This window comes from Pseudoalteromonas sp. B62, assembly GCF_037162565.1.
In the GTDB taxonomy this organism is placed as follows: domain Bacteria; phylum Pseudomonadota; class Gammaproteobacteria; order Enterobacterales; family Alteromonadaceae; genus Pseudoalteromonas; species Pseudoalteromonas fuliginea.
In genome coordinates this window covers 840,150-859,211 of the sequence record NZ_JARLVB010000001.1, presented here as the reverse complement: position 1 = coordinate 859,211, position 19,062 = coordinate 840,150, and the positions used below count along the sequence as shown (strand labels likewise).

11 protein-coding genes and 5 pseudogenes are annotated in these 19,062 nt (G+C 38.4%); 11 read left to right on the top strand and 5 right to left on the bottom strand.

The window, feature by feature from the left end:
- The first annotated feature begins 174 nt into the window (after positions 1-174).
- The gene (locus P4S71_RS03710) at positions 175-921 is read left to right on the top strand and encodes a TIGR04282 family arsenosugar biosynthesis glycosyltransferase (protein WP_096794167.1); all 747 of its coding nucleotides are present in this window, start codon (positions 175-177) and stop codon (positions 919-921) included.
- Between the two features lie 27 nt (positions 922-948).
- A complete protein-coding gene (locus tag P4S71_RS03705) occupies positions 949-1,662 on the top strand; it encodes a glycosyltransferase (RefSeq protein WP_337121060.1) in 714 nt (237 codons plus the stop codon).
- Between the two features lie 10 nt (positions 1,663-1,672).
- On the opposite strand, the gene P4S71_RS03700 is transcribed toward P4S71_RS03705, so the two are convergent.
- Positions 1,673-2,539 (bottom strand): LysR family transcriptional regulator, encoded by an 867-nt coding sequence (locus P4S71_RS03700; RefSeq protein ID WP_337121061.1) that lies wholly within the window; start codon positions 2,537-2,539, stop codon positions 1,673-1,675.
- A 114-nt stretch (positions 2,540-2,653) separates the two neighbouring features.
- Between P4S71_RS03700 and P4S71_RS03695 the strand changes: the two genes are divergently transcribed.
- Positions 2,654-3,154: a lactoylglutathione lyase family protein gene (locus tag P4S71_RS03695; RefSeq protein ID WP_007583656.1), complete on the top strand. Its 501-nt coding sequence runs from the start codon at positions 2,654-2,656 to the stop codon at positions 3,152-3,154.
- Between the two features lie 93 nt (positions 3,155-3,247).
- Here P4S71_RS03695 and P4S71_RS03690 read toward each other — a convergent pair whose 3' ends face one another.
- On the bottom strand, positions 3,248-5,548 hold the full coding sequence (locus P4S71_RS03690) for an Lcl domain-containing protein (RefSeq protein ID WP_337150113.1): 2,301 nt from the start codon (positions 5,546-5,548) through the stop codon (positions 3,248-3,250).
- A gap of 606 nt (positions 5,549-6,154) precedes the next feature.
- On the opposite strand from P4S71_RS03690, the gene P4S71_RS03685 reads away from it, so the two are divergent.
- The 3 genes and pseudogenes from P4S71_RS03685 to P4S71_RS03675 all read left to right on the top strand — a co-directional run bounded on the left by P4S71_RS03685 (position 6,155) and on the right by P4S71_RS03675 (position 10,877).
- On the top strand, positions 6,155-6,988 hold the full coding sequence (locus tag P4S71_RS03685) for a tyrosine-type recombinase/integrase (protein ID WP_337150112.1): 834 nt from the start codon (positions 6,155-6,157) through the stop codon (positions 6,986-6,988).
- A pseudogene (locus P4S71_RS03680) lies at positions 6,985-8,076 on the top strand (IS91 family transposase). The gene P4S71_RS03685 and the pseudogene P4S71_RS03680 overlap by 4 nt, the downstream one beginning before the upstream one ends.
- Before the next feature lie 410 nt (positions 8,077-8,486).
- Positions 8,487-10,877: an SEC-C metal-binding domain-containing protein gene (locus P4S71_RS03675; RefSeq protein ID WP_337150111.1), complete on the top strand. Its 2,391-nt coding sequence runs from the start codon at positions 8,487-8,489 to the stop codon at positions 10,875-10,877.
- Between the two features lie 46 nt (positions 10,878-10,923).
- On the opposite strand, the pseudogene P4S71_RS03670 reads toward P4S71_RS03675, so the two are convergent.
- Positions 10,924-11,763, bottom strand: a pseudogene (locus P4S71_RS03670) (transposase); the annotation flags it as partial.
- Between the two features lie 84 nt (positions 11,764-11,847).
- Between P4S71_RS03670 and P4S71_RS03665 the strand changes: the two are divergent.
- Entirely contained in the window at positions 11,848-12,822 is a 975-nt protein-coding gene (locus P4S71_RS03665) for a transposase (RefSeq protein WP_337150109.1), read from the top strand.
- A 263-nt stretch (positions 12,823-13,085) separates the two neighbouring features.
- Here the strand turns inward: P4S71_RS03665 and P4S71_RS03660 are convergent, their stop codons facing one another.
- The gene (locus P4S71_RS03660) at positions 13,086-13,466 is read right to left on the bottom strand and encodes a hypothetical protein (RefSeq protein WP_337150108.1); all 381 of its coding nucleotides are present in this window, start codon (positions 13,464-13,466) and stop codon (positions 13,086-13,088) included.
- Between the two features lie 532 nt (positions 13,467-13,998).
- On the opposite strand from P4S71_RS03660, the pseudogene P4S71_RS03655 reads away from it, so the two are divergent.
- Positions 13,999-14,621: pseudogene (locus P4S71_RS03655) on the top strand (fused MFS/spermidine synthase).
- Positions 14,614-15,497: pseudogene (locus P4S71_RS03650) on the top strand (spermidine synthase). The pseudogenes P4S71_RS03655 and P4S71_RS03650 overlap by 8 nt, the downstream one beginning before the upstream one ends.
- Positions 15,498-15,702: 205 nt before the next feature.
- Here the strand turns inward: P4S71_RS03650 and P4S71_RS03645 are convergent.
- A pseudogene (locus P4S71_RS03645) lies at positions 15,703-16,805 on the bottom strand (ISAs1 family transposase).
- A gap of 714 nt (positions 16,806-17,519) precedes the next feature.
- Between P4S71_RS03645 and P4S71_RS03640 the strand changes: the two are divergent.
- Together P4S71_RS03640 and P4S71_RS03635 are read left to right on the top strand one after the other, a co-directional pair.
- Positions 17,520-18,005 carry a MarR family transcriptional regulator gene (locus tag P4S71_RS03640; protein WP_337150107.1) on the top strand — a complete coding sequence of 162 codons (486 nt, stop codon included), beginning with the start codon at positions 17,520-17,522 and terminating at the stop codon, positions 18,003-18,005.
- Positions 17,995-19,059 (top strand): HlyD family secretion protein, encoded by a 1,065-nt coding sequence (locus P4S71_RS03635; RefSeq protein WP_337150106.1) that lies wholly within the window; start codon positions 17,995-17,997, stop codon positions 19,057-19,059. Before P4S71_RS03640 ends, P4S71_RS03635 begins: the two co-directional genes overlap by 11 nt.
- Positions 19,060-19,062: the final 3 nt, after the last annotated feature.

Genomic DNA, 19,062 nt, shown 5'->3' with positions numbered 1-19,062 from the left:
TGCTTGGCATTGATGTTGCGTTATTGCCTCTTTACGGGAAATAACAACACCACATAGGCTCAGCCCTACCTAAAAACCAAATATACGGCTGCAAACTCAGCCTAGAAAGATAAACAAGCCCTAGTTATAAATGCGAATTACAAAATTATTAGTGCTACGTGAGCTGTGATTAAAATGAATAAAATAAACCAAAGTAATAAAGCGTCAAAACAAACAATTAGATTAGTTATAAATCAAGCGACGTTAGTTGTTTTTTGTAAACGGCCTAAACTCAACCAAGGTAAGCAGCGGCTTGCTGAAGGCTCGAATGCGCAATGCGCACTTAAAATTGCACATGCATTATTAGCATGCGCAATAGAAGATGCTAATAATTGGCAAGGGCCTGTTGTTATTGCTTGTTCAAGCGAAAGCGATATTCAGTGGGCGCATTCTTTAGTAAGTAATGCCCACGTAATAACGCAATTACCGCTTGGGCAATTAGGTAACTTAGGCGATAGATTAAACTATGTTGATAATCAGCTGCGAGTACAAGGGCATGAGCAACTAGTGTTCATAGGTACTGATGCTCCAATACTTAACCATCAATATTTTGAGGCAACGATTAGTGCATTACAAAGTAATGACGTAGCTTTGCATCACGCTGATGATGGTGGCGTCATCATTATGGCTAACAAAGTAGCTTGGCCAGTATTAACCCATTTACCTTGGAGCACGAATGAATTATCACAATCATTATCACAACAGTGTAGGCAGAATAAATTATCGGTGAAGTATTGCTTACCAGGTTACGATATTGATTATGTCAGCGATCTTAAAAAATTATTTATTGATCTACAGTCAGATACTCGCCCAGCACGTAAAGCTCTATTACATACAATTAATGATCTATTCTCGCTCGCTAAAGTGAGTTTTCATGAGTAATATTCTGAACTATGAGGTTATAAAAGTATGTTAAGTATTATTATTCCTACTTTAAATGAAGAAAAAACAGGGTATTTACAACGGATCCTCAAGGCGTATCAACATTTAAAAAACTGCGAAATAATTTGTGTGGATGGGGGAAGCACCGATAACACCATCGATATAATTAATGCTGCGGGCGCGTGCTTAATTAAAACCGATATAGCATCACGAGCAGGCCGGCTCAATGCGGGTATTGTGCAAGCAAATGCTGACACAATTGTGCTTCATCACCCTCGTAGCATAATTGATATTGCAGGGTTGAATGCGTTAAACAAACACGCAGATCAGATGTCGTGGGGGGCATTTACCCATAAATTTAATATACGCCATCCATTACTTCAGTTTACCTCTTGGTATTCTAATTATATTCGCGGTGATAAACGGGGAGTGTATTATTTAGACCATTGTTTATTTGCAAAAAAACAACTTCTACTCGACGTAGGTATGTTGCCGCCAATAGATATTTTTGAAGATACAGAGCTATGTTTACGGCTTAAACTCAAATGTAAAGCAAAGCGTCTACCGTTTATTAGCGAAACCTCTGCGATACGCTTTCAAGTTAACGGACTCTATCGACAGGCTTTAACTAATCAGTACATGAAGTGGTTATATTATTTTAACCGTTCAGATACTGCGATGAATCAGCGCTATGAAAAAGGTATTCAGCTTAATACTCAATACGACGAAAGACAAAAATAAGGTATTTACCTTAACTTGACTTAATTAACTCAATCACTGTATTCATCCGTTTTGCCAGTGGCCTATTTCGATGGTGACATGCATAAATAGTCTCATTAACGGGATTGGCTAAATAGTGCGTTTTAATAAGCTCAGGCTTATTAAAAGCACCTACCGCATTGGCAGGTAATACCGTAAAACCTAAGCCTAAACTTACAGGCTCTAGTATTAAGCTAATTTGGTTGGAAAACCCCGTCTGCTTTATTTGCTCAATATGTTCAAATTCATCGTAGTTTTCGCTAAGTAGTAGTTGCGCATGATGGTTTGCATCAGGATGAGCAATAAAACCCAGCTCACACAGTGTTTGCCAATTCGGTGTATTTATACCCGCTGGTGTAATAAGTAATAGCGCTTCTTTATCAATTTTATAACTGATCACTTCGCTAAGTGAAGGGGCTTGGGTTAAAAAGCCAATATCGGCACTGTAATTTGCCACAGCTTGCTCCACACTCACATTTGGCGCAAAGCGGTAATCAATAGTTAGTGCTTTATGCTCACATTGCAGTGCTAATAATTGATTGTAAAACTTTAAACCACAACTGCCCGGCGATTGAATTTTTACTGCTCCGCTAAAAGGTGAATCATCTTTTAATTGCTGCTCTAAAAACTGCCAGTCTTTGATAAGTTGGCTACCCTGCTGATATAAGTTTTGACCCTGTGGCGTGAGTGAAAACTGCTTACCGTGGCGCTCAAGTAAAGCACAATCAACTTGTTGCTCTAGCTTTTTAATATGCTGGCTTACACCAGATTGCGTCATAAATAAGCGTTCAGCCGTTTGAGTAAAGTGATTTACCTCAACCAAGGTGCAAAATGTGTTTAACCATGTCGGATTTATCATTACAAAACGTACTCAAAATGATGATTAATGATAATTTTACTTAATGTTTTTCGATTCGTAAACTAACTCCATCAACGAGTCACAAGATAAGTCACAAGTTAAAGAGGAAGCATTATGAGTCATACATACCCACGTAGTTTTTCGCACATTGGTATTTCGGTTCCCGACGTTGAAAAAGCCGTTGAGTTTTACACTAAGGTTATGGGTTGGTACACCATTATGGAACCCACTTTAATAACCGAAGACAAAAGCCCCATTGGCGAAATGTGTACAGAAGTATTTGGTGAAAAATGGGAAAAATTCAAAATAGCGCACCTTTCAACGGGCGATCGTATTGGTGTAGAAATTTTTGAATTTAAAAACCAAGAAAACCCAAAAGACAACTTTGAATACTGGAAAACAGGGATCTTTCATTTTTGTGTTCAAGACCCTGATGTAGAAGGCTTAGCAGAGCGTATTGTAGAAGCTGGCGGTAAAAAGCGTATGCAAGCCCCGCGCTATTACTACCCTGGCGAAAAGCCATACCGCATGATCTACATGGAAGACCCGTTTGGTAACATCCTTGAGATTTACAGCCACAGCTACGAGCTAATTTACAGCGCAGGCGCTTATTAAGTTCAGGTGAGTTAAATATTAAGCTTAAAAGGTCGCAGTGTATTTACTGCGACCTTTTTGATTAACTTTATTTTTATGTTTAACAGAGTGAGTTTAACGCTCTTTTTTTGGTGGACCTGTTGGCGCTTCATTTGCGCTAATATATCCATCGTTGTTTTTATCGAGGTGTTTAAAGCGTTTATCTGAGGCTTTAAACTCTGAACGTTCTACTTTTCCATCATTATTTTTATCAAATCGTTTAATAAAATTACCGTTTTTATTCGTTGGTGTTGCTTGCGCTTTTTGAGAGTTGTTTGCTAAAGGTAAGCTAATATAAGCGTATTCACTTTTACTCTCTAACAAGGTGCCTGTTGCCACATCAACTACGCCGCCTCTTACCATACGAACATAATTATTCACTCGAATTAAATCGCCTTGCGGACCTCTCGATGTAGGTTCTCCTACTTTAGGATCGCTGCGTTGAGAGCCCGCACCGTGCACATCAAGCGTTGTACCGCGCATTTTGCCCAGTGCTTTACCAAAAGCAATATATACCGCGCCCTCTTCTGGCACCGGACCATCAAGGTGAGTTGTAGAGCTCCAGTAGTATGAGTAATCTTTTTCACCGACCTCATTTATAATTGATGATGTTTCAAAAATAGGATCTATCGCAGCAGAATCAGATGTAGCTGGCGAGCGAGTATAATCAACAATACTTTGCAGCTCTTTGGCATTGGGTAAGCGCCAATCGTTATAACCGCCTAACGTTGATTTTTCAGCGTATTGGAGTGCTTGCTGCCAATTTAGCCCTTTGTTACTGTCGGCTTTTTGCCACGTTAATCCTGTAGCTGTATCTAAAATAGTGCCGTTACTCTTATCAACAAAATCGTTTTTTCCGTAATCAGTGTTTCCTCTAACAAACCTAAAATACATTTTGTTAGGCTCTTGAGTACGTGGATTATATTTTGGGTAGCCCTTAATACGGCCATCAACAAAATTTACGCCAAAAACAGCGTTATCGCTTTTCATGGTTTTAGCAACGTATTCGGTGCTTGACCACGTTTGCGCGTCTATTTCTCGCTCCCCTGCACTTGTGTTACCAATAGGCTGATTAAAGTAATTGGTGTCTATAAAAGGATAAAGCGCTTTATCTCCTTTCACGCTGCCAGAAAATTCAATTAAAGAATAAAGCTCTTTAATAGTCGGTATTCGCCAGTCGCTAAAGCCACCTAATTTTACACTATTAACTTTTTTTAGTGCTTCTTCAAAAGACAGTTTACTACCCATCTCTTGTTGCCACGTTAATCCCGTTATATTATCGGTAACTGTGCCGTTATGGTTATCAGTGTACGAAGGCGGATTAATAATGTAATTCGCGTCTTGACCAAAAAAAGCATCGTCGCTTTGCGGTAATTCAATAACGTCATTGTTGCTATAAGCAACCCTTTGGTTAGTATCAACAACGGTATAGTTGTTTGCTATTTTAGGAGAGGTAGTTTGAGCCGTCTTTTTTAGCTCCATTAAATCTTCACCAAAAATTACATTACCGCTGTAATTTTTTTGAATTTCTTTCATGCTTGCTACGGTATCAACAACCGTTGAATTAAAATGGGTGTATACCAAATTTTTAACGTTCGCTTTATTAGCCATAGAGCTTGAGTCAGCTAGGTTTAGATGCGCATTTCCTTTGGGCTTTTTATTTTCTCGACTTTGAGACGATTTATTGCCGCTTTTACTTTTACGACGTCCGTCTTTCATTATCATGCCGCCCGAATCAATGATCATATAGTCGGCATTTTTAGCAAATGCAGGTAGTTCGTCAGAATAAGTAAGGTCACCAGTAATAACGATAGACCGCCCTTTATGATCAAATCGGTAGGCAATAGTATAAATTGTATGGGGTACTTTGAGTGTAGTAACAACAATATCGTCTATTTTAAACGACTCACCACCCTTTAAATCTTTTACTTCAAACGCATTTTTACGCTCATCAAGTGTTCGGTTTGTTTTGCTCAAACGATATGAAATGTCTTCGTTGTATAGCTCTAAATTTAACTCTGTGAGCTTAACGGTATTAGGTGGACCCATAATAGTGAAGTTATTTCGACCTAAAAGAGAGCCAATAAACATAGGAACAAATTCTTCGTTATGATCAAGGTGATGATGGGTTAAAAATAATGCTGATATATTTTTAGCATTAAAGCCTAATTTATTTAAGTTGGCTTGCGTGCCGTTTCCCATATCAACCAAAATATGTGTGTCACCTAGCGAAATTAACGTGCTTGCACTCGCTCGGTTCTCATTATAAATGGGTGAACCTGACCCAATAATAGTAGCTGTTAATTGCTCTGCAGCACAGGCTACATTTAGCAACTCGTAACTTAATATAATTAGCGCAACGATAATTTTATTCATAGTAAATATTCCCTTTTGTAGAAATATAATGACTTTATATTTAAGTGCACTATACAAATCTATTTGAGTATATTCATAGAATTTACAAAACTTTACCCATGTTATGAGGAGCTATCGAAACACTTAATTAGAGTGTTTAATAAACAATGTCGCAAAGTTTAGGATGGGTTTAGTAGTAATAGTGGCTTACTTTAATGGGTGATGTGCGGGTGATAAATTAAAGTGGCTGTCTAGTTGATTCGCGTTGACGAACCAGCATATATTCAGCTATCTAATTTAAAAAAGGGGAATGTGTTTTCATACTATCACCAATAAAATCGCTGTTTTTATATACAGTGTGGTTGTGATACACATATATTCAAGAAAATGAGCGGCGAGCGCATTTTCTCTTTTATTAATAGTTTGAATGCTAATAAAAAATTATATATAGCAATGTGTTAAGTTATTTGGTAAAAATGATTAATAAAATACATGAGCGTATCGTTGGCAGAAATATGCGCGATGAGCGCACTATTAAATTGTTGAACTAAGCCGCTACGCGGAGATCCTTTTCTGACCATTTGAGCCACACTTACCTTGGGGTTATCCCATATTTGGAGGTAAGTCATGAATACACTCATTGAACAAGTCAAAACTGAAATAGCCTACCGTGGTTATTCACAAAGTACCTGTAAAAGTTACTGCGAGCATTTACTTAAACTCAGCCATTATTTTAATAAACCACTCGATTTAATTACTGATGATGAGCTGAATATCTTTTTTAAAGATCCCGCTATTCGAAAGCTCTCCAGAGCGAGTCAAAAAATACAAATAAACAGCATTTGGTTTCTGTTTAAGAATATTTTACATCGCCCCCTGAACTTAGACATAGCCTTGCCTAAAGCAAAACCTCGGGCACCTACTTATTTATCGCGTGATGATATTCGACGACTTATAGAAAGTTGCACGGATATGCGCTTAAAAACATTGATAGTGGTGTGTTATGGATGTGGTTTGCGTATTGGCAAACTGCTGCGCATCAAAGTGCAAGACATCGATGGACAGCGTAAAACCATTTTAATTGAACATGGTAAAGGAGATAAGTCACGCTATGTTGTTGTATCAGATAGTGTGCTAAATCAATTACGTTGCTATTGGAAAATGTATCACCCAACGGGCTGGATGTTTTATTCTCGATGGTTAATGGATAAACCTATGTCACCTTCAAGCTTCAGAAAGGCATTGAAAAAACATGCACAAATGTGTGGTTTAAAGCACTGTAATCCACATGTATTACGCCATGCTTATGCAACACATCAACTTGAGTTAGGGATGCCGCTTCATCAACTTCAACATCAGCTTGGTCACAGTGACATTAGAACCACGCAAAGTTACTTACACTGGTTACCTGAATTAGGGCATGGCGGCATTGATTTACTCGCAAGTTGGGGAAACCAATGAGCGGCTTGCATCTCGCTGATATTTTAAATTCTGGCCTTGGGAATTATCGGCAGCACCACATAATGAGTTATCAGCAGTTACGAGTCTGCCAACACCTTCAATCATGCAGAACAGGTCAGCTCGGTTATCAAGCATGGCAATGTGATAACTGTAGTGAAGTACAACAAATCGGGTGTAGTTGTCGCGACCGTCATTGCCCACGTTGCCAAGGGATGGCTACGGCTAAATGGGTGCAAAGGCAGCAAGAGGATTTATTACCGTGTCGGTATTTCCACCTTGTTTTTACGCTCCCGCATGAGTTAAATATCATTGCGCACTGCAACCCAAACGCGTTATATCAATGTTTATTTAAAGCCGCATGGCAAACGCTGAACAAATTCGCGAAACGAAAGAGGCATGGTCAGTTAGGCATGACAAGCGTACTGCATACATGGGGGCAAAACTTAAGTCAGCATATCCACTTGCATTGTTTGATACCCGCAGGTGCACTTGAAAAAACGCACTGGCATGAAATAGAAAAAGGCTATTTATACCCCGTGAAAGCGTTATCAACAGTCTTTAGAGGTAAAATGCTGGCGGCGTTAAATGAATGCGATAGTTCATTTACGAAGATAAACATGCCAACCAAATGATGTGTTTATAGCAAAGCCTGTTTAACGTACAGTGAAAATTTAGTTAGCTACCTTGCTCGCTATACCCGAAAAGGCGTAATGTCAGAATCGCGATTAGTGTCAGCGACTGAAGAAACAGTGAGCTTTAAATACCGCGATTATGCAGATAACAACCGCGATAAAGTCATGACTCTGAGTTGTGATGAATTTTTACGGCGCTACTTACAACATGTATTGCCCAAAGGGTTTATGCGCATTCGCCACTATGGATTTTTAGCTAATGCGTGTCGCAAGCGAAAGTTAGGGTTAATAAAGGCTCAAGTATCAGCAACCCCATGCAAAGCGGTGAAGCCGAAGGTAGAGCAAGAGCGATTAATACCCCATTGGCCTTGCCAGTCATGCAAGACGGGTACCTTACGATTTATTGGTGTGATGAATTTAGATGAGGCGACAAATAAAATAGCGCGAACGAGTTAGCAGCCTTGCTTGCTGCATCAAATCAATAAGTTAACCTGCTTAATTGCTCAGGCTAATAGCGACTGTGCGAGCGAAAAATATCCTTGCTTAACGGTTAAACATCCGGTTTAATGAATAGATAATAAACGCTGAGCAATGCAGGGAAAGCTTAAATTATAATAGGTAAGCTTATTAAATTAGCTGATTTAGCTAGAGCCTCTAAAAAGCAAATTCCCATAGCATAAACAACACCAACTCTGACACACCGAGCAGGTAGCGCCTCAGTCCAACAAGCGATTATGCAACACAAACTGCGTGTCGCATAAATACTAAAGTGTTATACGGGCATCCTAAATCCCCAACTGTGAGCACTTCATGAAAAAAATAAACAAGTAAAAGCAGATGAGTATTATCAAGCTGGGCCTTTAGAGATGGCTAGATTTGGTGATAAAACCATTTATCAGTCTAATTTGAATGAAAATCAATTTGTAGATTTGCAGAAGAAATTAGCTGGTGATTTTGATGGCATTGTAATTCAGATTGATAAATTGGTAGATAAAATATCTTTGATGGTTAGTGAGCTTCCCGCTGAGCAAATTTTACAGCGTGCATGGACTGAAATGGCAATGCAACATATTGGGGTAAAGTCAGAAATTGAAACTAATTCAGAGAACGTTCTATCGGTAAGAATGCTTGACTACTTACAGAGCATTATTGTCTCAGTTTTACCAAATTCAACATTAAAACCGGAAGTATCTGAAAGTGATTGGATTGAACTAAACAATGCTGTTAAAGAACTATTTAATCTAATTAATTGTAATTACCATATATGCCATACAGCAAAAAGAAAAGCATTAAACCCTGATATAGATATGGATGAAGAAGAATTCTATTTCAAAGCGCAAATGTATTGGTGCAATGTTCGTGGTGAACGATATCATCAATTTCAAGAAGCTCATTTGTCAGACCTTTTACTAACTCACTCAAGTGTAATTGAGGAACATTTTGGAATAAGTACCAAACAGTTAATTTCTGAATTAATGAAAATACAAGATTCATTAATGTATGGCATGGGAAATGCCATGAAAGATATGCAGTTGTTTCAAAAAGAAACTATGGCATGTGCAGAAGATAGAATTATGCAAGGAGAAAAAATTGATGAGGGAGAAGACTTTGGCGAATTCCTTCGGTTAGTTATTGATGAAAATAACTGGGGTAGCCGCAGTGAAGAAATTTGCGGGCGGTTAGTGGGGCTTGATTTATTTGATGTGGCTAAAGTGACTAATATTCCTGAGAAATTGCTTTCTTCACTATCTTTCAGTCGAGGTGAAGATAAAGAGTTTTTCGCTGAAGGTGAATATCGAGGTTGGCCATTAAGAATTTGGCCTGTATTTAAAAAGCCTTTTGTTAAATTAAATGGTAAGTATTATTGCTTCGATCTAAATAGCCTTTTTGACAATTTCTATAGGGTTATGCAAAGAGTTATATTTTCTCATGCTCCTCTTTACAAGCCTGACTGGAATGAGAAACAGAAGAACATTTCTGAAGAACTGCCATTTAAATACTTAAATAAACTTATTTCAGGGTCTCAAGAATATCGCTCTGTTTATTATCGTTCAGGTGTTGGTAAAAAAGGAAGGATGGAATGGTGTGAAGCTGATGGCTTGGTTAGTTATGATGACCATTTATTTGTTATTGAAGTAAAAGCTGGAGCTTTTACTTATACTTCACCAGCAAATGATCTTCCTACTTATGTTAAATCAATAAAAGGATTAGTCCTTAACCCATCCCAGCAGGCACAACGTTTTGTTGATTATTTATTGAGTGAGTCGTCTGTTTCGATTTTTGATGAAAATCATAAGGAAATTGGTGTTCTTTCTCATTCTGACTATAGAAAAATAACAATTTTGCCTGTCACACTTGATAGTTTTACTGAGATAGCAGCTCAGATACAACACTTGAAGTCTATCGGTATTGAATTGGGTAAAACCCCAACATGGTCTATATCTATTGATGACCTAAGGGTATATTCGGACGTTTTTAATAACCCACTTATATTTTTACACTTCTTAGAGCAGAGAATGAATTCATTTCTATCTGAAGTGATTCAAAGTGATGATGAACTTGATCATCTAGGGATGTACCTAAAACATAATAATTATGTTTCTTATGCAAATAGTATTAAAGATACACCTGAAACAAGGATTAATTTCCACGGTTATAGATTAGATGTAGATAATTATTTTGCTGATAAGCTTAATGATCCCGAGTTGGTTTCTCCACTTATCCAAAAAATGCCTGTGCGTTTAATGGAAATAATAAAAGTCTTATCCACCAATCAACAAAAAGGTAGAACTCGTATTTCGAGTTTTTTACTAGATTGCGCTGAAGAGTGTAGAAAAACGATTATTGATAATATCGATTTAGTATTAGTGAAACAAAAAGAAACTCAACGTCCATTTCCACTTTCACTATATGGCGATGTCAAGTTAACAGTATTTTGCTGGCAGGAGTCATGTTTCCCTCGAAATGAAAAGTTTGTTTTGGAACACTCTCGCTCGGCCATGCTAGCTGTAAATGATGCTACTAGATTGGTAATCGAATTATTTTATTCTGATGAATTAATACTCGAAAAGGTAGAATGGAGTGATATCTCGATAGATGAAATACCAAGTTTGGAACTAGATAGATTAAATGAGTTAGCGAATAATTTAAAAAAATCGAGAAATCAGAAAGCAGGTAAACTAGGACGTAATGACCCATGTAGTTGTGGTAGTGGAAAAAAGTATAAAAAGTGCTGTATTGATTTGAATCTTTCGTGATATCAGCCCGTATAACAACACGCCCTGAGGTGGACCGCTAGTAAAATTAGCAATTTATTGCAAACTTTAAAAGTGGCGAATCTCTTCGTTTTAATGCAGCTAAATATGTCGATTCATCATACGGTGTATTCGTCTTCCAACACCTAAATACAATCCTTATCCATTTGAATGCCAATGATCTAATAATGCTATTATGTGGCTTTCCTTTAGCCTTTTGTTGTTCGTAATACGCTTTTGCCCAAAATGAATAACGAATAGAAAAGCCTGCCCACTCTACAAATGTTTGCCTTAAAAAAGTCGGGCAACTATATCGCCAATGTGTCCACATTTTCTTACCGCTGCGCTCAATGACCGGCGCAATTCCAGCGTATTTTTGTAGTTCTGACGCATCCTTATAGCGAGCTCTATTACTACCAAAAGCAACTAATAAACGTGGAGCTAATTGTGGGCCTGCACCTGGTAAACTATCAAATATCTTCTTATCTTGTTGCGCTTTGTAAGCCAACTTTACAGCAATATCTAACTGCTCAATACCTTGTAATAATACTTTGAATTGAGTAATGAGTACTTCTACTAATAATTGATTAGGCTCTATTACACCTTTATCTTCAGTTAACGCCATTGCATTTTTTATACTGTCGATCCGCTTATTATTAACATCTGTATAACGTGAATTATGTGCATTAAAAAAGTTTAATAATGTTTCTTTTCTGGCCTTTTTAACTTTCTCTAATGAGGGCCATTTTTGAATAAAGTTACAGAAAATCATGGTGTCTTTTTCTTTAAACCATTCAAGCACTTGAGGATAATAATTCTTTAATGTCGCGGTAATTTTATTAGATAAATCTACGCTGTCTTGCACTAAACCTCTACGGTATTCCAGAATTAACAAGACACCCACTTTAAATTTTGTACTTTTCGAAGTTAGAGGCTAGCCTTTATTTAGTGTAAAAAGTAAGCAGGATGTCATATGGCAATTGCAAGAAAGCGTCAAATAAGTCTGGTTGATACAAAATATTATCACTGTATTTCGCGTTGCGTGCGCCGTGCATTTTTATGTGGCGAAGACCGTTTTACTGGCCAATCTTACGAGCACCGCAGAGGCTGGGTTGAAGACAAACTCCTTGAGTTAGCGAAGGTATTTTGTATTGATGTGTGTGCTTATGCCGTAATGAGTAACCATACCCATTTAGTACTGTATGTTGATGATAAAAAAGCGAATAGGCTAAATGATAAAGCGATTGTTATTCGCTGGCACAAGCTGTGTAAAGGCACTGTACTTACGCAAAAATACATGGAGGGCGAAAAGCTAAGTAAAATAGAACTCATATTTTTTAATCAAACAGTAAACCAATACCGCGAGCGCCTATCAAGTATTAGCTGGTTTATGCGGTTGTTAAATGAAGATATTGCCCGCAGAGCAAATAAGGAAGATAACTGCACAGGCCGCTTTTGGGAAGGGCGCTTTACGTCTCAAGCATTATTAGATGAAGCAGCACTTGCGGCCTGCATGGCCTATGTAGATTTAAACCCTATTAGAGCTAAAATGGCTAACACCCCAGAGGAGTCAGACCATACCAGTGTACAAAAGCGTTTAACACACGCAAAAGAGGGTAAACAACCAAAACAGCTGCTTCGTTTTGCAGGCATGCCACGTCAAACAATGCCTAAAGGGCTCCCGTTTGAGCTTAAATCGTACCTAGAACTTGTTGAGCTAACAGGGCGAATAATACGAGAGGACAAACGCGGGCACATTGATAATATGAACCTTCCTTTGCTCGAAAGAGTGAATATATCCTCAGAAAACTGGTTAAAACTCACCACTCAATTTACACGCGTATTCCATGGCGCAGTAGGCAGACCTAATTCACAAATAAGTTACTGTGAAAATTTAAACAGAAGGCGGCGAGCGAATATCAGTAACTGCGAAAAGCTACTTGCATAAAACGTAAGCTACTCAGTAAAACTATTTAGTAATAAATCACAACTGCATCATGCAGTCATTTTCGTGAGCCGAATTTAGGTTTGAGCGTGCTAATTTGTTTTTTATGGATGAAATGTAAATAACCGAGTAATAAAAGATAAATTCTTAACCTATAAATCAAATTTAATGGCAGCGTTTTGTTTATTTAATTAAAGTGGCTGTCTAGTTTAGTTCGTCTGTCTAGTTTAGTTCGTCTAGTTTAGTTCGTCTAGTTTAGTTCAGTTTTAATACTGCCCTTTAAGCCACCTTTTCGCTGTGATTTTTTCAAGCTTTCTTCTGTACTTTTTTTGAGAAAACTCTTTTGCATTTCCATTTAAAGCATCAAAGATATCTTCAGAGATTAGCGCACCAATAGCATGGATTGCTTCATGTCGATCCAAACCTTGCCTTGTAAGTTTTGCAATAGTCTCAGGTACCAATTCAGCCCCCATAGCTAATTGATTTTCAACCAGCACATGGATTGTGGAGTGTAAGTTTAAAGCTTCATCAGCCATTTCAAGGTCAAATGCTGAGTGAAAGTCATGAACCAGTTCAATTCGCATAGCTTCATCAAGTGCTAACCAATTTTTAGAATTTACTGGTTGATTAGGATTGTATTTATCCATAGCTGCCTCGAATGCATAAGTTTATTTTGTACTTAACGAGCTGGAAGATTAACTCGTTTTTTACTTGTTTTTATTGATAAACAAACCATAACGGAGTTCCTATTTTGGTTCAATATATTACTGTACTTTTACACAGAATATAAGGAGGAACGGTCAAATGTTGACTTCACACATCATAGTTTTGCAATGCCGGTTTTCACGCAAAGCAGATCATTACTTAAGTATAAAAGGCACCACTAAATAAAAAGCCATTAAAAAATGCAAAGTGCTGAGAAAGTACTGAGTGGTTTAACGTAATTTTTTGTTATTAAGTAGCGATTACTCTAAAACATCTACTACGAGTCACCTTTGCCTGCGCTGCGTGTTTCACCACGATAAACTTAGGTTATTACTAAATTACTCTGTTGCGCACCGCTAATATGAAACACGGTTAATTTGCTTTAAAAGGTTTGCCTTGAGTGATTTTTACACTAGCGGGCATGTTTACATCACGTTAGTATGGAACTCTATTAAGTTACAAAACGATAATTACATGACTTTAAAAACAAACGCATTAATTTATTTTTTAGCCTTTTGCAGTGGTTTTTGCATTATGGGGATTGAGCTTTTAGGAGGGCGAATACTTGCGCCTTTTTTGGGAGCAGTGTACATATATGGGGCAGCATAATAACGGTGTTTATGCTCAGCTTATCATTTGGTTATTTACTTGGCGGTAAGCTAAGTACTAAAAATGCATCTCTTACTAAATATGGTTTAATATTTTTAGTCGCCAGCATTATGGTGGTGCCTATTACGTTATTTTCGCAGCCAATAATGGAGTTTATATTCACGCATATTGAAGATAGCCGTTATGGTTCGCTGTTAGCTTCAACTGCATTATTTTTTATTCCAACCGTTATTTTAGGTATGATTTCGCCCTACTCAGTACGTTTATTGGTAACCGATAGCGATAAAAGTGGTCAAGTAGCGGGGCGTTTATACTTTGTAAGTACGCTTGGCAGTGCGCTGGGTACTATTATCACCTCTTTTTACTTTGTGCTCGCGTTTGACGTAAATACAATTATTGGCGCTTTTGCTTTAACGCTTGGGTCACTTGGTTTAGTGGCTATTGTTGTTAATAGCTTGGTGAATAACAAGGAGCTTGCTCATGCTTAAATATTTACTACTGCCGTTAATCGTGTTTTCGGGGTTGCGTTTAGTAAGGTTATTCATGAAGAGCGCTCGCTTTATCGCAATATTATTGTTGAAGACACTAGCGACTTACGTTGTCTTAAATTTAATACTAAAAGTAGCCAAACAAGCCAAAGCTGCATGTACAAAAATGACCCTGACAAACTTGTTTTTAACTACACTAAACTTACTTTTGCCAGCCTTTTAGTAGCCGATAACCCTAAAAATGTACTTATTATAGGATTAGGTGGCGGTACGCTTTCTAATGTTATTCATGAACTATACCCCACAGCAAAAATTCATAATGTTGAAATAGATCCCGCTGTAACTAAAGTTGCACGCGATTACTTTAACTTTATAGAAAACGACTTAGTGACATCAAGCGTGCAAGATGGCCGTATTTTTATAAAACGCGCCGCTATTAAAAAGCAAATGTACGATTGGATAATTTTAGATGCCTTTAACGGCGACTATATTCCGGAGCATTTACTCACTAAAGAGTTTTTTGAAGAGGTACAAAGCGTATTGGCCGAAGGTGGTGTTATAGCTGCAAATACATTTTCAAGTAGTAAGCTTTATGAGCATGAGTCGGCAACTTACCACGCTGTATTTGGCGACTTTATAAATGTAAGCCGTGAAAATCGTAGTAACCGTATTATTTTAGCGGGACTTAAAGCGCCGCCAACTAACGAGCAAATAAAGGCACAGGTTAAAATACTTGAGCCTCGCTTGGCAAAATACGGCATTGATATAAAAGCAATTAGCGAATTTATGCATTTTACAAAAGACGGTCAAGATTGGCCTGCTGATACGAAAGTGCTTACCGACCAATATTCTCCCGCTAATTTACTTAATTTTTAAGGTGCTTTTATAAAGCGCTAAGTAATAGATAAGTTACTTGAGCGCGAAGTAAATTCGCACCTACAGGCACTGCGTTTATTTAGGTAGGTGAGGTTTTATACCTCGCTTATATTTTATTGAAAGGCAAGCGCGAAGTGAATTCGCACCTACAAGTTCGGCGTTTATGTATGTAGGTGAGCAGGGCAAAATCATACTTGAGCGTTATTTATCCTAAAATAAGCTGCTCTCTTACCTCATCTGACCAAGCAGCCTGTTTCAACTTACCTTTCATACTGTCTTTTATCGCGCTTAATTTCGCTAAGTTCATCGCAAATCGTCTAAAGGTCGCCATATTCTCGGGGGCATCACCTCGACGAATACGTGAATCGTCTTCTTTAAATGTCATATCTAATACCCAGTGTGCTGAGTTTTCTATTCCCCAATGCTGGCGAATAGACTTGGCTACTTGCTCTGGGTTTATCCCTAGCGAGCTGATGTAATAACTCGTTTCCATTGTATGACTATCACCAACATAACGCTGTCGTACTACCTCGACTATGGAGTTGAAATTGACCCAACCGTGGCGCTGCTCAAGCCAATCTGTCACCAACAGTTGAGTGTAAGTGCGCTGCTCTATTCGACCATGCCCATCATTTACTGTTTCATGGCTATTTTGCTGGATGAGTGATGGCTGCTCTCGTCTGACTTTGTGATAGTAGGCTTGAATTTCTTTGTTCAATTTTCCTTGGTTATTCTTCACTTGCAGCAAATAGTCTCCGTCTTTCTTGCTGACGGCTTTCGTCACTTTCTTTAAACAATGCATCGCGTCTGCTGTGATGATATTGCCTTTAAGCTCAAGTAATTCAATAAGTGCCATCACTGTTGATACTTCATTCTTCTTACTTTTTGATTTGCATTGTGCTAGTACTAGGCCCTGTTCAACTGCATAAGCTGAAACACTGTGAATAGCTGTTTTTTATCACCATCATAAGAATGGCGAAGTGTTTTACCGTCAAAGGCAATGACGCTTTGATTATTCGCATCTCTAAGCTCATTAACCCAAGAAACAAAACAAGCTAATAAAGCTTCAGGGGCCAGTGAGCTAATGATACGAGCAATCGTATCATCGACAGGAATACCATTTTCAAATGAACGAAACTTACGTAACCAAGTCAGTTTACTGTCACCGAATTGCTTAATATCCTTCCACCCTTCAGCACCTGAAATAATCGCAGTGACTGTAAGGAATATAACATCCAGCAATTCATGTTTTTTGTTGATGTGTGAACGAGTATCTTGAATGTCGTTGAAATGGTTGATGAATGACATGTTAATCGCCTTTGAGAAAAAGGCGATTTGATCACAGATTCGAAGTAATAATCAAGTTAAGTATGATCTTGCCCTGTGTAGGTGAGGCTTTATACCTCGCTTATATTTTTATTTGCAGGCAAGCGTGAAGTAAATTCGCACCTACAAGTTCGGCTTTTATTTTTAGGTAGGTGAGGTTTTATACCTCGCTTATATTTTATTGAAAGGCAAGCGCGAAGTGAATTCGCACCTACAAGTTCGGCGTTTATGTATGTAGGTGAGGTTTTATACCTCGCTTATATTTTATTGAAAGGTAAGCGCGAAGTGAATTCGCACCTACAAGCTCGGCGTTTATGTATGTAGGTGAGGCTTTATACCTCGCTTATATTTTTATTTGCAGGCAAACGCGAAGTAAATTCGCACCTACAAGTTCGGCTTTTATTTTTAGGTAGGTGAGGTTTTATACCTCGCTTATATTTTATTGAAAGGCAAGCGCGAAGTGAATTCGCACCTACAAGTTCGGCGTTTATTTATGTAGGTGAGGTTTTATACCTCGCTTATATTTTTATTTGCAGGCAAACGTGATGTAAATTCGCACCTACAAATTCGGCTTTTATTTTGAGACACCTCGCTTTATGCCCTACTGCACATCTTTAATCCATTTTTAACTAATATATTTACGTTGTTTATTAAGTAGTGATATTATAGTTAGCCTGCTAACTAATTAAGTGCGCTATGGTTAAAAACATTCCATTTTATGAAACTCTTGATTTAACACTTTGCGGCAATATGGGCCGTGTGCATCGCTTATGCCGTGAAGCGGTAACTATTGCTGTTGAGCCTTTAGAGTTAACACAGTCGCGCTGGACTGCCTTAATGCATATAAATATGCTCAAAGAGGGCGTTACCCAGTTAGCGCTTTCACAGAGCTTAGGCATAGAGATGCCGTCGCTTACGCGCACGCTCAAACAGTTAGAAGAGCAATCGCTGATTGTGCGCCGCGTAGATGAGTACGACAAACGCAGTAAAAAAGTGTATTTTACCGCGCAAGGCCGCAGTATTTTACACACCTTAAATGAGCGAATAACAGACATTAAAGCGCAGTTATATAACGGTTTTACCCATGAGCAGCTAGATGCAATGGCATACGGCTTAGTAAAAATGGAAAAAAACGCACTCACTTGTATTCAATCTCAAATTAAGGCTAAAAATGACACCTGATCAAAAATTTGCACGCTATGTAAGGTTCTCCCTTGTGGGGTTTGTTTTAGTGTTTATTTATTATTTATTGGCTGATATTTTCCTACCTGTAACGCCGCAAGCACGCGTGTATCATCCTGTTGTGCAAATATCGCCACAAATAAGTGGCCGAGTAACCAATGTGCTAATAAGTAATAACCAATCAGTAAAAGCCGGTGATGTGCTTTTTTATATTGACCAAGGGCCTTATAACTTGGCGTATGAGCAAGCTCAGCTGGCTCTTGACGATGCTGCATTGCAAAATAAACGCTTGGATACAAACGTTAAGGCGCTGGAGGCACAAATAAGTGCAGCAAAAGCAAAGCAGCATGAACAAAAGTTATTAAAAAGTCGAGGCGAAAAACTTTATAAACAAAGTTCTATATCGGAGCAAGAGCTTGAAAGCATTCGGGCAAATTTTGAGTCAAGTAAATCAAACGTAGCTGCATTTGAGGCACAATTAGCAGAAGCTATTTTAGCGCGTGGTGAATCGGGTGAGCAAAACTTAGCAATGCGCCATGCAGCCAATCAGTTAGCACACGCTGCGCTAAACTTATCGTATACACAAGTACGCGCATTGAGCGATGGTGTAGTGGCTAACTTACAATTGCTTAACGGAGCGTATGCTGTTGCAGGCCAGCCTTTATTAGCGATTGTGGCTAAAAAGGCAGACTTAGTTGCCGATTTTAGAGAAAAATCACTCCTGCACATGAAACCCGGCAGCTTAGCTAAAGTGGTATTTGACAGCCGCCCAGGAGAGGTTTACGACGCAATACTTGAAGCGTTTGAGCCCGGTGTAAGCAATGGTCAATTAAGCGCAAATGGTTTACTTAGTATTACCGAAACCAGCAACCGCTGGGTACGCGATGCACAGCGCCAGCGTATTCATTTAAAATTGGTTAACAGTAAAAATTTAATTGCTGCTATGCCAAGTGGTGCACGAGCAACAGTACAATTACTCCCAGAGTCGACTATTGGGCATTGGTTTGGTGCAGCGCAAATTAGGTTTATTAGTTGGTTGCACTACATTTATTAATGG

Coding starts and splice junctions, on each gene's coding strand:
- P4S71_RS03640 (WP_337150107.1), top strand. CDS start 17,520: ATGGTTAAAAACATTCCATTTTATGAAACTCTTGATTTAACACTTTGC.
- P4S71_RS03705 (WP_337121060.1), top strand. CDS start 949: ATGTTAAGTATTATTATTCCTACTTTAAATGAAGAAAAAACAGGGTAT.
- P4S71_RS03665 (WP_337150109.1), top strand. CDS start 11,848: ATGGCAATTGCAAGAAAGCGTCAAATAAGTCTGGTTGATACAAAATAT.
- P4S71_RS03635 (WP_337150106.1), top strand. CDS start 17,995: ATGACACCTGATCAAAAATTTGCACGCTATGTAAGGTTCTCCCTTGTG.
- P4S71_RS03700 (WP_337121061.1), bottom strand. CDS start 2,539: ATGATAAATCCGACATGGTTAAACACATTTTGCACCTTGGTTGAGGTA.
- P4S71_RS03685 (WP_337150112.1), top strand. CDS start 6,155: ATGAATACACTCATTGAACAAGTCAAAACTGAAATAGCCTACCGTGGT.
- P4S71_RS03695 (WP_007583656.1), top strand. CDS start 2,654: ATGAGTCATACATACCCACGTAGTTTTTCGCACATTGGTATTTCGGTT.
- P4S71_RS03675 (WP_337150111.1), top strand. CDS start 8,487: ATGGCTAGATTTGGTGATAAAACCATTTATCAGTCTAATTTGAATGAA.
- P4S71_RS03660 (WP_337150108.1), bottom strand. CDS start 13,466: ATGGATAAATACAATCCTAATCAACCAGTAAATTCTAAAAATTGGTTA.
- P4S71_RS03710 (WP_096794167.1), top strand. CDS start 175: ATGAATAAAATAAACCAAAGTAATAAAGCGTCAAAACAAACAATTAGA.
- P4S71_RS03690 (WP_337150113.1), bottom strand. CDS start 5,548: ATGAATAAAATTATCGTTGCGCTAATTATATTAAGTTACGAGTTGCTA.